At 28.9% G+C, this 15,377-nt stretch carries 12 protein-coding genes and 1 tRNA gene; 12 read left to right on the forward strand and 1 reads right to left on the reverse strand.

From position 1 onward, the window contains the following. Positions 1–106: 106 nt before the first annotated feature. The 7 genes from E5347_RS16115 (at position 107) to E5347_RS16145 (ending at position 8,039) form a co-directional block, all read left to right on the forward strand. A tRNA-Asn gene (locus E5347_RS16115) sits at positions 107–181 on the forward strand. Between the two features lie 269 nt (positions 182–450). Continuing rightward, a complete protein-coding gene (locus E5347_RS16120; RefSeq protein ID WP_136008252.1) occupies positions 451–1,470 on the forward strand; it encodes a polysaccharide deacetylase family protein in 1,020 nt (339 codons plus the stop codon). Between the two features lie 274 nt (positions 1,471–1,744). Next, positions 1,745–2,431 (forward strand): response regulator transcription factor, encoded by a 687-nt coding sequence (locus E5347_RS16125; protein WP_136008253.1) that lies wholly within the window; start codon positions 1,745–1,747, stop codon positions 2,429–2,431. Further along, a complete protein-coding gene (locus E5347_RS16130; protein ID WP_136008254.1) occupies positions 2,428–3,816 on the forward strand; it encodes a sensor histidine kinase in 1,389 nt (462 codons plus the stop codon). Before E5347_RS16125 ends, E5347_RS16130 begins: the two co-directional genes overlap by 4 nt. A gap of 1 nt (position 3,817) precedes the next feature. Further along, a complete protein-coding gene (locus tag E5347_RS16135; RefSeq protein WP_136008255.1) occupies positions 3,818–5,299 on the forward strand; it encodes a hypothetical protein in 1,482 nt (493 codons plus the stop codon). Between the two features lie 3 nt (positions 5,300–5,302). Then, positions 5,303–6,682, forward strand: a complete 1,380-nt coding sequence (locus E5347_RS16140; RefSeq protein WP_136008256.1) for a TldD/PmbA family protein — start codon at positions 5,303–5,305, stop codon at positions 6,680–6,682. A gap of 13 nt (positions 6,683–6,695) precedes the next feature. Next, positions 6,696–8,039: a TldD/PmbA family protein gene (locus E5347_RS16145; RefSeq protein ID WP_136008257.1), complete on the forward strand. Its 1,344-nt coding sequence runs from the start codon at positions 6,696–6,698 to the stop codon at positions 8,037–8,039. Between the two features lie 143 nt (positions 8,040–8,182). Here E5347_RS16145 and E5347_RS16150 read toward each other — a convergent pair whose 3' ends face one another. Continuing rightward, positions 8,183–9,991 carry an LTA synthase family protein gene (locus tag E5347_RS16150; protein ID WP_136008273.1) on the reverse strand — a complete coding sequence of 603 codons (1,809 nt, stop codon included), beginning with the start codon at positions 9,989–9,991 and terminating at the stop codon, positions 8,183–8,185. 324 nt (positions 9,992–10,315) lie between these two features. Between E5347_RS16150 and E5347_RS16155 the strand changes: the two genes are divergently transcribed. The 5 genes from E5347_RS16155 to E5347_RS16175 all read left to right on the forward strand — a co-directional run bounded on the left by E5347_RS16155 (position 10,316) and on the right by E5347_RS16175 (position 15,374). Next, entirely contained in the window at positions 10,316–10,804 is a 489-nt protein-coding gene (locus E5347_RS16155; protein WP_136008258.1) for a M50 family metallopeptidase, read from the forward strand. A 277-nt stretch (positions 10,805–11,081) separates the two neighbouring features. Further along, complete coding sequence (locus tag E5347_RS16160) at positions 11,082–12,188, forward strand: FHA domain-containing protein (protein ID WP_136008259.1); 1,107 nt, start codon at positions 11,082–11,084, stop codon at positions 12,186–12,188. Positions 12,189–12,372: 184 nt separating this feature from the next. Continuing rightward, positions 12,373–13,134, forward strand: a complete 762-nt coding sequence (locus tag E5347_RS16165; RefSeq protein ID WP_136008260.1) for a PP2C family protein-serine/threonine phosphatase — start codon at positions 12,373–12,375, stop codon at positions 13,132–13,134. An 11-nt stretch (positions 13,135–13,145) separates the two neighbouring features. Next, positions 13,146–14,840: a serine/threonine protein kinase gene (locus tag E5347_RS16170; RefSeq protein WP_136008261.1), complete on the forward strand. Its 1,695-nt coding sequence runs from the start codon at positions 13,146–13,148 to the stop codon at positions 14,838–14,840. 3 nt (positions 14,841–14,843) lie between these two features. After that, positions 14,844–15,374: a hypothetical protein gene (locus E5347_RS16175; RefSeq protein WP_136008262.1), complete on the forward strand. Its 531-nt coding sequence runs from the start codon at positions 14,844–14,846 to the stop codon at positions 15,372–15,374. The last annotated feature ends 3 nt before the right edge of the window (positions 15,375–15,377 follow it).

The following is a 15,377-nucleotide window of genomic DNA, read 5'->3' on the forward strand; positions in this document are numbered from 1 at the left end:
ATATTTAGCTGACTGATACTAATAGGTCGAGGGCTTGACCAATAAATTTTGGAAATGTTAAAAATTATTCATATGCAATTTTCAGAGAACAATCTGAATTAAATATTCCGTGGTAGCTCAATGGTGGAGCACTCGGCTGTTAACCGATAGGTTGGAGGTTCGAATCCTCTCCACGGAGCCATTTTAATTTTAAGAGTTTTATAAGAGTAGATTTATATCTATTGTTATAAAGCTCTTTTTATTTTATAAACAAAATAGATAATAAAAGTATATAAATTTAGAAATTGTTATTTAATAGAAAATTGTAACCCTTTCGTAACTATTATTCAACATATTGTAAAGATTAGTCTAATATTGTTTTGTATAATTATATTAAGGATATATAAATAATGAGAAAATTAAACTAGATATTAATAAATTTATTAAAAATAAGATTAGGGGATGAAAGTTATGAAAAGAAGAAGGACAACTAGAAGAAGCAAGAAAGTAAAATATATGAAGAAATATATACTATTCCTCACAATTTTATTTATAAGTACTTTTGCAATTTTCACTTTTGTAAATAAGTTTAGACATGATATTACTGAAACGAAAGCAGATATAATCGATAATAATTCTGATAAAAAAGAGACTGCAGAAAATAATAGTAAAAGTGATGATGATATTAATAAAGATATAGATGAAAGTGATGATAACATTAGCCAGGATATAGAGGAAAATGAAGAGGATTTAGATATTGAAAATAATAAAACTTTAGATAACTCAGGATACCTAACCTTAGAAGAAGATATAAATGCAGATGATGCATCAGTTGTTGTTCCAGAAACTATGTATAAATGGAACTTCTATAGAGAAGATAATAAAAAAATTGCATATTTAACTTTTGATGATGGACCATCAGAACATTCAACAGAACAGATTTTAGATATTTTAAATGCAAATGACATTAAAGCAACATTTTTTACTTTAGGAAGTTCAATAGAAAGAAATACTAGATCAGAGGAAATATTAAAGAGGATGGCAAAAGAGGGACATGCTATAGCAAGTCATGGTTATTCCCATCAGTATTCAATTCTTTACCCGAATAGGACTGTTGATGTACAAGCAGTTCTAAATGATTTTGAAAAAAATGATAAGTTGTTAAAGGACAAGCTAGGTAAGGATTTTTCTACAAGATTAATTAGATTACCAGGGGGACATTCAAGTTGGAATGGAACTGCTGCTTTAGATGTAGAATTAGAAAATAGAGGTATAATACAAGTAGATTGGAATTCACTAAATGGAGATGCTGAAGGTCATGATAAGCCTAAAGAAGTTTTATTAAAGAATCTTCAAGAGACAGTTCTGGATCAAGATGTTGTAATTGTCTTAATGCATGATACAGATAGCAAAAAAGGTACTGTAGATTACTTACAAAGTGCTATTGATTATTTAAGAGGAGAAGGTTTTGAATTTAGAACTTTAAAATAGGGAATAATTAAAGTGTTAGTAATTAGAAACTATTATTAATGTATAAAAACTCAGGATTGTCCTGAGTTTTTTATTAATTTTCATTAGTCCTTCCTAATTATTTATTACATAGGGTATAATTTATTTATAAACCTACTTATATAAAAATTAAAAGATCGATGCTTTCAATTGATGTGGTTTACTTTAAAAGTATTTTTCACTTAAAATTCTATAATACTGAAGATGTAAATTGTTTGTTGAAACATATATATAATATAAATTTTGAGGTGTTAATATGGAAAGAATATTATTAGTTGAAGATGAAGATAGCATAAGAGGATTTTTAAAGATAAATTTACAAAGAAATGATTTGGAAGTTATAGAAGCAGCTACAGGGGAAGAAGGATTAGAGTTAGCTAAGTCAATGAAGCCTCAAGTAGCAATATTAGATGTAATGCTTCCAGGAATAGATGGATTTATGGTATGCAGTAAGCTTAGAAGTGATTTTCCTAATATGGGAATAGTAATGCTTACTGCAAAAGGTCAGGATATGGATAAAATAATGGGATTAGAGTATGGTGCAGATGATTATATTGTTAAACCATTTAATCCTTTAGAAGTAGTACTTAGAGTTAAGGCCTTACTTAGAAGAGTTAATGGAAGCAAAAAAGAAAAGAGTAAGCTAGAGCTCGGACCTTTTGTATTAGATTTATATTCACAAAAGGTTATTAAAAATAGTGAAGAAATAGATGTTACCCCTAAAGAATTTTTACTCATGAAAATATTCTTAGAAAATCCAGATAAAGCTTTCTCTAGAGATGAGTTATTGGATCTAGTTTGGGGAGAAAATTACTTTGGAGATGTAAAAATTATTGATGTTAATATTAGAAGGCTTAGAGCGAAGATTGAAGATAATCCTTCTAATCCAAGTTATATAGAAACTATATGGGGTATAGGATATAGGTGGAAGTCAAGAGTATGAAAAGCATAAAAAATGAATTACTTAGAGGAATAGTTATTATAATTTTTTCAACAGTTATTCTACTTAATATTTTACTTATGATATTTATAAGAAAATATTACTATGATAATACTGAGGATTTACTAAAAAGCAGGATGGATGTATCAGTAAGCTTTTATAATAAGTATTTTTCTTCTAAAACTTTAGTAGAAAATATTTATGATAATGTTGATGCTTTTTGGAATGAAAATGATGCACAGGTAGAAATATTTGACTCAAAAGGTAATCTACTTATGGATTCGATAGGAGTAGATGACTTTAATTATAGTAATTCTCCAGATGTAGCTAGGGCTTTAAAAGGAGAAATATCAAGGTGGGTAGGAAAGGTAAGTTATTATAACAATAAGGTTATGGCAGTATCATACCCATTAGAAGTAGATGGAGAAGTAGTAGGTATATTAAGGTTTATCACTTCATTAGAAGAAATTGACGGCGTTATAGCAAATATAATGTTTATATTTATAAGTATTTCTGCTGCAGTACTTATTATGGGAGTAGTATTAAGTATAATTTTAGCTAATAGCATAATTGAACCTATAAAGTATTTAAATAAAGTTGCTGAAAAGATGGGGAGTGGAAATTTAAGTGTTAGAAGTACTATTAATAAAGAAAATGAGATAGGTCAATTATCTAATACTCTTAATTTTATGGCCAATGAAATATCTAAAAGAGAGCAACTTAAAAATGAATTTATATCTTCTGTATCTCACGAGCTTAGAACACCACTTACAGCTATAAAGGGGTGGACTATAACTTTAAATAGTAGCGAGACAGATAAGGAAACATTGAATCTAGGCTTTGAAATAATAGAGAAGGAAACTGATAGATTGTCTTTAATGGTGGAAGAATTACTAGATTTCTCAAGACTTATTAATGATAAGGTAACTTTAGAGAAAAAACAATTTAATATCAAAGATCTTATAAGTCATATAGAGTCATTTATGATACCAAGGGCTAAGAAGGAAGATATAGCATTAGTTATTACAAATAACGTAGATGAGTTTATATATGCCGATGTTAATAGGATGAAGCAGGTATTTATAAATATTCTAGATAACGCCTTTAAGTTTAATAAGTCTGGTGGAAAAGTTGAATTTAATGTTTATAAAATCGAAGATAAAATTAAGTTTGTGATTAATGATGATGGAAGTGGAATATCTAAAGAGGACTTACCTAAAATAAAAGAAAAGTTCTTTAAAGGAAAAAACTCAAAATCACAAAATGGTATAGGACTATCTATTTGTGATGAGATTATTCAACTCCATAATGGAGAATTTAATATATATAGTGAGCTAGGAATAGGAACTAAGGTTGAAGTTATTATTCCTATTATAAGGGAGGAATAATATGAAGGCATTAAAGAGAAGTGGAGTTTTGCTTTTGATATTATTATTTACTTTAATAGTAGGTTGTAGTAAAGTAGATGGAAAAGATACACAATCTATAAAGGCACCTAAGAATGAAGGGCTATCAATTGATGGTACTTGGAAAATAAAAAATATTGATATATTAGATGAAGAAATAGAAAATAAAGATGTATTATTAAACCAAATAGGAGATTTTATAAGTATTTCGAATAAGAAAATTTCTATCTTTAATAAAGAATATTCTAACCCACGGTTTAAATTAAAGGTAGTTGATGAAAATTATATATTATCATATGAACTAAACCTAAAGGTTAAGGATGTTATTGATAATACTTCAAAATTAAATATTGTTTCAATTATTGACTCTAATAGTATAGTGGGAGAATTCTTTGATTTAGGTAACGATAGTGGATATTTATTTTACTCAGGTATGTTAATTGAACTAACGAGAGAAGATAAAGAACCTAAGGATTTAGACTATTCAAAGGGAAAAATAGAAGCAGAAATACTTAATGAAGATTATAATAGTGATGTAGGAGCTATGATAACCTTAAAAACTCCAAGAATATTAATGGAAAATGGTGATTATAGCGCTGAGGAGTATAGAACAATATGGGTATCACTTAAGGATCAGAAGCTACAACCTATTATGGAAAAAGATAATATTATATTTCCAAGGCTAAATGGAATATGGACAATTGAAAAAGATATATATAGTAAGGATAATAAACATATAGAATACTTTACTGCAAAGCCTTTAGATGGAAAAGTTGAAGAACATAGCTTTGTATTTAATACTGACCAAAATGTATATAAGAATATTAATTTCATTTCTAATGATTATATTTCAATAGAAAAATATGAAGGAAATAATTTTAATAATATTTTTACATCATTTCAAACTATTCCAGTTGATAATGTTAATTCTAATGTAGGAGTCAGTATAGATGAAATATTTTCAAGCGAAGCTAAAGAAAAATATAAAAAAGATTTTAATGATGCTGTAAATGCTTTAAATAATAATAAAAGTGATGTAGTTTCAACAATAGATTATACTAATTTTACTCTTAAAAGAAATGAGGGGAAATGGACTCTTAATGGTAAAATAATGACTAATGATTTAGACAATGATGGAACTACTTTTAAATTATCAATTAATCCTAATAAGAAACTATTAAATTATGATACATTGCTTATTCCTTGGAAGGATTTAAAGAGTAATTTCCCTTTTATTACTGATGCTTATACTGCGCCAACAGGGAGACTAGCATTTATTACATTTAACGATAAGCTTTTAATATATGAATTAGAAGATAAAACTATTAAGGGAAGCCCACTAGCAGTTATAAACCTAAAGAATGATGAAGAAATAATAATGGTTGAATGGGCAAGTGGTTCTTATGTATCTACTTGGTCTAGGGCCTTTAAAGATGGTATAGAAATAGATATGGAGGAGGATTAAAATATGTTATCAAAGGATATTTTATCTAGTGTTTTGGCTAGATGTTTAATAACAGGAGGAGACTTTGCAGAAATATTTGAAGAAGATACTTTAGATACTTCTATAAGTATTTTAAATGGTAAAGTTGAAAATTCCATTTCTGGTAGAACTCATGGAATAGGAATAAGAATTTTTAAGGGGTATAAGAGCGTTTATGCTTATACTAATAACAGCACTTTATCTGCTTTATTAGATACTGCAGAAAAGGCAGCATTAGCACTTGGGGAGTTAAAGGAAGATATAAGTATAGTTTTAAATAGAAAAGAAGTAATTAATAATAACCCTATTATATATATTCCATCTTCAATAGATGCAGATAAAAAAATTAAGGTTATGAAAGCAGGATATAAAGCTGCTAAGGAATATAGTGATGAAATATCTCAAGTATCAGTAGGATATTTAGATAAGGAACAAAATATATTAATAGCTAACACTGAAGGATTATTAACTGAAGATAGAAGAGTAAGAACAAGATTTTCAATTAGTTCAGTAGCTTCAGCTAATGGAGAAAATCAAACTGGCTTTGAAGGCCCAGGAGCTCATAAAGGCTTTGAGCTATTTAATGATATAGATCCAGAATATTATGGTAGGGAAGCTTCAAGAGTAGCTACTACTATGCTTCATGCTAAACCTTGTCCAGCAGGCAAGATGACAGTTGCTATTGATAATGGCTTTGGAGGAGTTATCTTCCATGAAGCTTGTGGACACTCTTTAGAAGCTACAGCTGTAGCAAAAGGAAATTCAGTATTTACTAATATGCTTGGAAAACAAATAGCATCAACTAAGGTTACTGCAATAGATGATGGAACTATTCCTAATGCATGGGGATCATTAAATATTGATGACGAAGGAAATAAAACTAGAAAGAATGTTTTAATTGAAAATGGAATATTAAAAGGTTACTTAATAGATAAATTAAATGGTAGAAGAATGGGTATGGAAGCAACAGGTAGTTCAAGAAGACAAAACTATAAGTTTGCACCAACTTCAAGAATGACCAATACTTATATTGCAGCTGGTAATGATGATGAAACAGAAATAATTAAATCTATTTCTGATGGATTATATGCAAAGAAAATGGGTGGTGGATCAGTAAATCCAGTTACAGGTGAATTTAACTTTGCTGTTTCAGAAGGATATATAGTTAAAAATGGTGAAATACAAGAACCAGTTAGAGGAGCAAGTCTTATAGGTAAAGGTAGTGAAGTTTTACTTAATATAGATATGGTAGGTAAGAATTTAGCTCAAGGCCAAGGAATGTGTGGTTCTGTATCTGGAAGTATTCCAACGAATGTAGGTCAACCTATGATTAGAGTAAAAGAAATAACAGTAGGTGGAAGATAAGGGGGGAATATATATGGAATTAAAAGAATTTATAGATAAGCTATTTGAAGAAGCTAAAAATAATGGATTTAATGAATATGAAGTTTATTATGTTGATAGAGAAAGCTTAAGCATAAATGTTTATAAAGAAGAAGTTGAAAAATATAGTTTAACAACTTCTTATGGATTATCTTTTAGAGGTAAAATAAATGGAAAAATAGGATACTCTTATACTGAGATATTAGACGAAGATGCTATAAAGATGTTAGTTAAGAATTCTAAAGAAAGTGCTTTAACTATTGAAAATGAAGATATTCAATTTATCTATGAAGGAGATAAAGAATATGTTGAAGTAAGCTCTTACTATGAAGCTTTAGAAAATCTTCCAGCAGATAAGCTTATAGATTTAGCATTAAGTATGGAAAAGGAATCTAAGGCATTAGATAATAGGGTAGCTAGCTTCGGTGGCTGTGGAATAGGATATAGTAAATCTATATATGGAATAATTAATTCTAAGGGATTAAATCTAAAAAATAAATCTAACCTACTAAGTGCATATGTAGTTCCAATAATTAAAGAAGGGGAAAATATGCATGATGGAATGGGTTATGTAACAGCAAAATCATTAGAAGATGTAAATCCTAAGAAGATTGCAGAAGATGGTATTAATGAAGCTGTTTCAAGAATTGGTGGAAAATCAATTCCTTCAGGAAAATATAAAACTATAATTAATAATGAGGCTATGGTTTCCTTGCTTTCAACTTTTGCTGGAGTCTTTAGTGGAGATGCAGCTCAAAAGGGATTAAGTTTATTAAAAGGTAAGGAAGGAGAAATAATAGCTAGTAATAAAGTAACTTTACTAGATGATCCTCATTTAGTAGATGGATTATCTTCTGTGCCTTTTGATGATGAAGGTGTAGCAACTAAGAAAAAAGATATAATTCATGAAGGTAAGTTAATGACTTTACTTCATAATTTAAAAACTGCCCACAAAGGAAATACGAAATCTACTGGTAATGGATTTAAGAGTTCTTATGCTTCACCAGTTGGAGTTTCACCAACTAATTTCTATATTAAAAAGGGAAGTAAATCCTTTGATGAATTATTAGAAGAGGTAGGAGAAGGAGTACTAATTACTGAGTTTGCTGGACTACATTCAGGAGCAAATTCAATAACAGGAGACTTTTCTTTAGCAGCAAAAGGGTTCTATATAAAAGATGGTAAAAAAGACTTCCCTGTAGAACAAATAACAGTTGCAAGTAACTTCTTTGATCTATTAAAAAATGTAGTTGAAGTAGGAACTGACTTAAAATTCCCTATGAGTAGTGTTGGAAGCCCATCTATAAGAGTAGAAGGTCTAAGCATAGCAGGTAAGTAATGAAGAATTAAGAATGAAAAATTGCAGAAATAATTCCTGCGGAATTAATAAATTAAAAGGAGCTGTTGCAAATGCAACAGCTCTTTCTCTATTTACAGTAATTCCGAAGGAATTACATCCTTAATTATTCATTCTTTAATTATTTAATTTTTCTCATTTCCAAAGTAGTTGCTTCTAATCATTTTATCTGATAGTAACATAATATTTTTATACATTTCTTTTTCTTCTTCTGTAAGGTTGTCGCCTACAACATCTAGGTTTGTTAGAGCCGCAAAGGATTTATTTGTATTAAGCAGGTTTCTTCCTAATGCTGTATTGATATACTTTTCATTTTCAACACCTAATAAGTATAGAAGTGTTGGCATTATATCTACTTGTCCACCCTTAACATCAAAAGTTTTTCCTTCAGTCATATCTTTAGACCAAATTATAAATGGAACAGTATGGTGACCGTTATCTAGGTACCAATCTTCCTTATTAGATAATTTTTCAACAGAGCTATTATAGTATTTATGAACTCCAGTATGGTCTCCCTCAATAACTACTACAGTATTATCTAATAAACCTTCACTATCTAATTTCTTTAAGAATTCACCAATTTGAGTATCTGTGTATTTAACACTTTCGAAATATCCACCCATTTCGTTTTTATCTAGTTCTTCATCTAAGCCTAGAACCTTCTTTTCTTCTGGAATAGAGTCAAATGGGCCATGATTAGTTAATGTTACAGTAAAGGCATAGTATGGCTCTTTTAATTCCTTTATCATTGGAACTACTTGAGTAAAGTAACTTTCATCTGATATTCCCAGACCTAACATTTCACTATTTTCATCAAATGAGAAGAAATCAACAAATTTATCGAAGCCTATTCCTGTAAGTCCATTTACATAATTCCAGAAAGAACCTTTATCTGGGTGAATAGCTATTGTACTATAATTCTTTTCTTCTAAAAGGTTAGGTAATGAATTATAAGTGTTTCCAGGATATCTAAAGAAAGTACTACCCCTTCTTACTGGGAACATTGAAGTATTAATCATTAAGTCTGCATCAGAGCTTGTACCTTCATTTACTTGCTCATAAATATTAGGGAAATATAGACCCTTACTTATTAAATCATCCATAACTGGAGTGATTTTTTGGCCATTTACTTCTTTACCAATAATAAAGCTTTCTAGTGATTCTACTTGAATAACTAAAAGGTTTTTACCTTCTAATAAGCCTGCATATTCATTATCAGGTAAGTTTTCTTTACTAGTATAAAATTCATCTATTTGACTTCTGTCCTCATCTTCTAATTCATAAGGCTTAGAGTCTTGATAAACATTATAAGCATCGAATATATGGTAACCTAATGGTGAAAAATATCTTGCTGTATTTGTTGGATCGTAGTTTGAGAATATGTATCCATTTTTAACATCTTCATTATTTAGTATATGAAGATTAAAAGGTACATAAGCTATAAAAACTATACTAGATATAAATATTACTAAAAAGCTAATAGGAGCTCTTCTTTTAACAGTAGTATAAGATTTGCTAGTAAAGAATACGAATATACCCAATACTATAAAGTCTAATATGAATAAGAAATCCATATTACTAAACATAGACATTATAGTTCCGCCCATATTATCTAAATTTGCAGTTTGAGTTAATAATAAAGCTGAAGGCATAGTATAGAAGCCTCTAAAATATGTTACATCTAGTACTATTAATGCTGTTATTATTGCATCAATTATAAATAAATAGACAACTCTTCCTTTACCTTTAAATAATAATGCAAAGCTAAGAAAGATAAGAATAAATGCATAATAATAGTTTATAAAAGGTTTTGCTGATTCAAGTCCAAGTCCAAAATCAAGTAAATATGGATCTCTATTAACAACAAAGCCTTGGAATATTATAGATTTAATTACTATGGCAACAAAAGGAATTAGGAATAATAATATTCTCATTATGCTATGAATAGTAAATATACCTAAGAATCTTTCTTTTATTTTTTCTACAAACTTGTCCAATATATCACACCTAAATAATGAACTGTACTAAATAAGTTCACTATTTTCCTTTCTATATAATTTAACAATAATTAAATTATATTATAGGGACTTTTATAAATCAAACAAGAAAATATTAATTTTTAATGTCAAGAGAGAGAATAAAAGGAAGATAAGTGTAAGCGGGACAACTATTAAAGGGAAGGCATTAAAATAAATATTGATAAATTAAATTATGTTTTGGTAAATTTGGGAATCATATTAGTAGGAGGTGTGACCATTTTGAAGAACATAATTAAAAGTATCAGTATTTTTTTTATGGCTTTATTTATTTCAATTGTAGTTTATCCATTTTTGCACGAACTAGGACATTCAATAATGGCTATTTTACTTGGTGTAAGAATAGTAGAAATCAATTTATTACCAACTCCTAATATTCTATGCGAAAATGTTGGTAATGAAATTACCAAAGAGTTATTAATAGGAAGTAGCGGAATAATATTACCAATAATAATATCTTTGAGCATAAGAACTAAGAAGTTTTGGGGGTGGTATTCCAATTTAATTTTAAAATGTATCTGTTTATTATCTGTGAGTATTTCTGCATTAGCAATTATATTTCAGAAAAGCAAACTATTTCTACAAGATGATATGCGTATTGTATTAGGCTTAGGGGATGAGGGTAAGATATTTTGTCTAATAATTATTCTATGTATGGCTGTAATATTAAGCTTTAATATTTATAAAGAAATTCATAAAAGAACTACTTAAAGAATTACAAGTTATAATGTTCATAAAAATAGAAAAAATTTTCAAATAAATTGGAAGTCTAGGTAACTTTGTAAAATTTTCAACTATTTTTAGTATAAATTATACATATTATAAGTGATGAGTATTGACAAGCTATATGGTTAATTTTATACTTTTATATAATATGTTGAAAATATGGTGTTTTTAACCATATTTGAGAAAGTGATAGTGTTATTTAAAATAATATAAATAAATAAAATCTATTGATAACTTTTAAAACTATGGGAGGATAACTAAGATGAAATTCAAAGCAAAGGTCAAAAATAGTGAGCTTACTGTAAAAGTGAAAATTTCATCAAATGAAGTAATTAGTGAAAGAGAAATAGATATCTTAGAAAATAAAAAAATAAGAGGGCTTCTTAAACCTAAACAAAGAAGGAAAAATCTAATAGATTATTCTGGACCTGCTGGGGTTTCACTAATTGAGCATTTAAAAAAGCCAATAACTAGATATGAATTTTTTTTTATAATGGCACAAATAGTGGATGCTACCAAGAAAGTTGAAAATAATAACTTATTTTTGAATAATTTGATTCTTGATTTAAGGTATGTTTATATTAATGAAAATACCAAGGAAATGCAGTTTATTTATATACCAGTTTTATCAAATCATATTCTTTTAAATATCATTGGGTTTATGGAGGCAATAGCATATGCTGTGAAGTTAATGCCAAATCAAGACTTTGATTTTGTTGCTAAATATGTAAGCTTTATAAGATCATTGAACCATTTCAATATATCTTCTATTGAAGCATATATTTCAAAAGAAGATAAGGATGTAGCAAAACAGATTAAGAACCAGAAAGTTAATGTGGATGGTTTTATTATAGACAAGCCAAAGGATTATTATGAAGATAAAATGGAATATTGCAATGAAGAGACTAGTATTTTAGAAAGTGATGAAGAGACAGGCCTTTTAAATGAATATGGATCAACAGGAATTCTAGATTCTTATGAAAAAGAATCCATGGAAGTATTGCATGATAATGAAGGGACTATGCTTCTTGATGCAAATGAAAAATTTAATATTGGTTCATACCAAGAAAATGTGCATTTTCCATACCTAGTAAGAACATCTAATAGTGAAATTATAAGCATAAATAAACCAGTTTTTAGATTGGGTAAAGAAAGAAGTTATGTTGATTATTTCGTAACAAATAATAATGCCGTGAGCAGAAGTCATGCAGATATTATTACACGAGGTAAGAGCTATTTTGTGTGTGATCAAAACTCTACAAATCATACATATATAAATGATAAAGTGTTGGTTATAAAAGCAGAAACAGAGATACATGAAGGAGATGTTCTTAAATTAGCAAATGAAGAATTTACCTTTCATATATAAAGTGATTCTTAGCTTCATGTGGAGTTTTCTTAAGAGGAATACCCTACTCCATTTGAGGCTTAGAAGAACTAATCCAGGTGCGTAGCAGTGCTTAGCTCCCACTTATGGAATGTGGGAGTATTAGCAATGGTAGCGATCGGATAAAAAGGTTAGTGGAATAAAAGTATTATAGAGGAGTGAGAAAATGCACTTTGTAGCCATAGCAGATACTGATATAGGAACAAGTAAAAATACAAATCAAGATAGTATTCTTATAAAGCATGCATCTACATTGAATGGTGAAGTTTTACTTGCAATTGTCTGTGATGGAATGGGGGGATTAGCAAAAGGGGAATTGGCAAGTGCAACAGTTATTCGTTCATTTTCAGATTGGTTTGATAATGAGCTAGCTAAGGAATTGAGTTCTCTTGATATGAAAGTTATTGCTGGAAAGATTGAATTAATTCTTAAAGATTTGAATTTAAGGATTTTGGAGTACGGGAAATATACTGGAATAAATTTAGGGACTACCTTTTCTGGAATTTTATTTGTAGATAATCAATATGTGATAGCCCATGTGGGAGATTCTAGGGTGTATTATATGGGATCTTCTATAAATCAGCTTACGGAAGATCAAACAGTAGTGGCAAGAGAAGTAAGACTAGGAAGAATGACTGTAGAAGAAGCTAAATTAGATAAAAGGAGAAATATATTATTACAGTGTATAGGAGCATCAAGAATAGTTAATCCACAAATAATATATGGACTAGCAGAAAAAGGTGCATATATGCTATGTTCTGATGGGTTTAGACATAAGATAACAGAAGATGAAATTTTTGAATCACTAAAACCTGCAAAGCTTACAAGTAAAAAGATAATGCACGCAAATGCAAAAAAAATGATAGATTTAGTTAAATCAAGAAAAGAGCGAGATAATGTATCAGTTGTTTTAATAAAAATAGAGTGAGGTAAGTAAGAATGACGGAGATAGGTTCTGTTGTTGACGGTAAATATGAAATACTTAAAGAAATTGGTAAGGGTGGAATGTCCGTTGTTTATCTAGCTATGGATAAGAGACTAAACAAGCAGTGGGCAGTAAAGGAAATAAGAAAAAAAGGTAATGGGAAAAATGATGAAGTAGTAATAAATAGTTTAATTGCTGAAGCTAATCTTATGAAACGACTAGATCACCCTGCATTACCTAGGATTGTAGATATTATCGATAATGGTACAACAATCTATGTTGTTATGGATTATATTGAAGGAGAATCTCTTGATAAAATTCTTCAAGAATATGGAGCTAACTCAGAAGAAGTGGTAATTGAATGGGCAAAGCAATTATGTGATGCACTTGGATATCTACATTCTCAAAAACCTCCCATTATTTATAGAGATATGAAACCTGCTAATATTATGCTAAAACCAGAAGGTAATATAAAGTTAATTGACTTTGGTATAGCTCGTGAATATAAGGAGCAAAACTTGGCTGATACCACAGTTCTTGGAACAAAAGGATATGCATCACCTGAACACTATGGCTCAAGGCAAACTGATGCAAGATCTGATATTTTTACATTAGGTATGACATTACATCACTTACTTACAGGAATTGATCCGAGACCAGATGATTATATATATGCTTCAGTTCGTCAATGGAACCCTGAATTATCAGATGGTATTGAAGCTATTATTGATAAGTGTACTGCAATTGATCCAGATAATAGATACCAGAATTGCTCAGAATTGATGTATGACTTAGAACATCCTAATTTGATTACAAAAGATTTTAAGAAGAGTCAAAAAAGAAAACTTAAATTATTTATTACGGTAGCAACATTATCTGTAGTAATGCTACTTTTAGGTTTTTCATCTAAGATATTAGAAGTGAATTTGAATAATAATTATTATGATACATTGGTGTCAGTAGTTTCTTCAACTTCTCTTTCAGAAAAAATATCTAGCTATAAAAAGGCAATAGAAATTTATCCGTATGATACACGAGCATATATGTATATGCTTGATGCTTACGAAAATGAGGGTAATTTTGGCAAAGAAGAAAATGATGAATTTTTAGCTCTTTATAATGCAAATAAAGATGGATTTGATGTTGAAAGTATTGAATTAGCTGAATTAAATTATAGAATTGGTATGATGTATTTTAATTATTATACTAATGATGATGGAAGCTATAGCTTTTCAAATAGAGTACAAAAAGCATATCCATTTTTTTTGACAAACTATGAAAATGAAAATATACCTGATAATTTTCAGTATAAAACACTATCTAATTGTTATTATCAAATTTGTTCATTTTATAAGAACTATATATTAAGTTCTACAAATGTAGAAGAAGCTTCAAGGGAAAAGTACTTAAAGCTTTTGGAAGTACTAGAAGAATCAATAGACTCTATAGAGGAATCAGGGGCTTATGATCAGCTGACATTATATAATGGAACATTTATGTTATTGTACGATCAAAGAACAAACTTGGAATCAGTAAATGTTGATAAAGAAATCGTAGTTTCACTGATGGACAATGTATATAACAATACTTCTTTATTATCAGTGCAAAAGGAGCAGTCTAAAAAGTTGAAAAGTGAGATACTTGATAACTATAGGGAGTACAAGGATGCAATAGAAAGAACTTATAATAATGCAAAGGAGAGAAGGTAACTTATGGCAGGGATATTATCGATAGTTTCAACTGTTTCTTTTGTATTAGCAGGGATATTCTTGATAATTGCAATTTTACTTTGGATTAAGTTTGGAATTCTTAATATTATTGGTGACTTATCAGGTAGAACAGCAAAAAAATCAATTGCTAAAATGAGAGAGAATAATGAAAAGATAGGTAAAAAGTCATTTAAACCAAGTTTTGTGAACTTAGGAAGAGGAAAATTAACAGATGCAATGAAAGGTTCAGAAAAACTTAATAAAAGTGATTTAAAAGATTACGAATATCAACCAGAAACAGGTATTTTAGAAAAGAATGAAATTAATGGATTATGCGGAATTATGACTGATATCTTAGAAGATAATAATCTAACTGGATTATTAAATGAAAAAGAAACAGAAATACTTAATAATACTACTACTACTTTATTAAATGAGGATATAGAGGATCATTTAGAGAAAGTAACTGGTATTGTTGATTTTAAAATAATTGATGAGGTAATAATTGTTCATACAGATGAATTTATTTCATAACTG

The organism is Clostridium sartagoforme, assembly GCF_004794105.1.
GTDB lineage: Bacteria > Bacillota > Clostridia > Clostridiales > Clostridiaceae > Clostridium > Clostridium sartagoforme_B.

Excerpts from the sequence above, each read along its gene's own strand:
- E5347_RS16120 (WP_136008252.1), top strand. The coding sequence starts at position 451 with ATGAAAAGAAGAAGGACAACTAGAAGAAGCAAGAAAGTAAAATATATG.
- E5347_RS16125 (WP_136008253.1), top strand. The coding sequence starts at position 1,745 with ATGGAAAGAATATTATTAGTTGAAGATGAAGATAGCATAAGAGGATTT.
- E5347_RS16130 (WP_136008254.1), top strand. The coding sequence starts at position 2,428 with ATGAAAAGCATAAAAAATGAATTACTTAGAGGAATAGTTATTATAATT.
- E5347_RS16135 (WP_136008255.1), top strand. The coding sequence starts at position 3,818 with ATGAAGGCATTAAAGAGAAGTGGAGTTTTGCTTTTGATATTATTATTT.
- E5347_RS16140 (WP_136008256.1), top strand. The coding sequence starts at position 5,303 with ATGTTATCAAAGGATATTTTATCTAGTGTTTTGGCTAGATGTTTAATA.
- E5347_RS16145 (WP_136008257.1), top strand. The coding sequence starts at position 6,696 with ATGGAATTAAAAGAATTTATAGATAAGCTATTTGAAGAAGCTAAAAAT.
- E5347_RS16150 (WP_136008273.1), bottom strand. The coding sequence starts at position 9,991 with ATGAGAATATTATTATTCCTAATTCCTTTTGTTGCCATAGTAATTAAA.
- E5347_RS16160 (WP_136008259.1), top strand. The coding sequence starts at position 11,082 with ATGAAATTCAAAGCAAAGGTCAAAAATAGTGAGCTTACTGTAAAAGTG.
- E5347_RS16165 (WP_136008260.1), top strand. The coding sequence starts at position 12,373 with ATGCACTTTGTAGCCATAGCAGATACTGATATAGGAACAAGTAAAAAT.
- E5347_RS16170 (WP_136008261.1), top strand. The coding sequence starts at position 13,146 with ATGACGGAGATAGGTTCTGTTGTTGACGGTAAATATGAAATACTTAAA.
- E5347_RS16175 (WP_136008262.1), top strand. The coding sequence starts at position 14,844 with ATGGCAGGGATATTATCGATAGTTTCAACTGTTTCTTTTGTATTAGCA.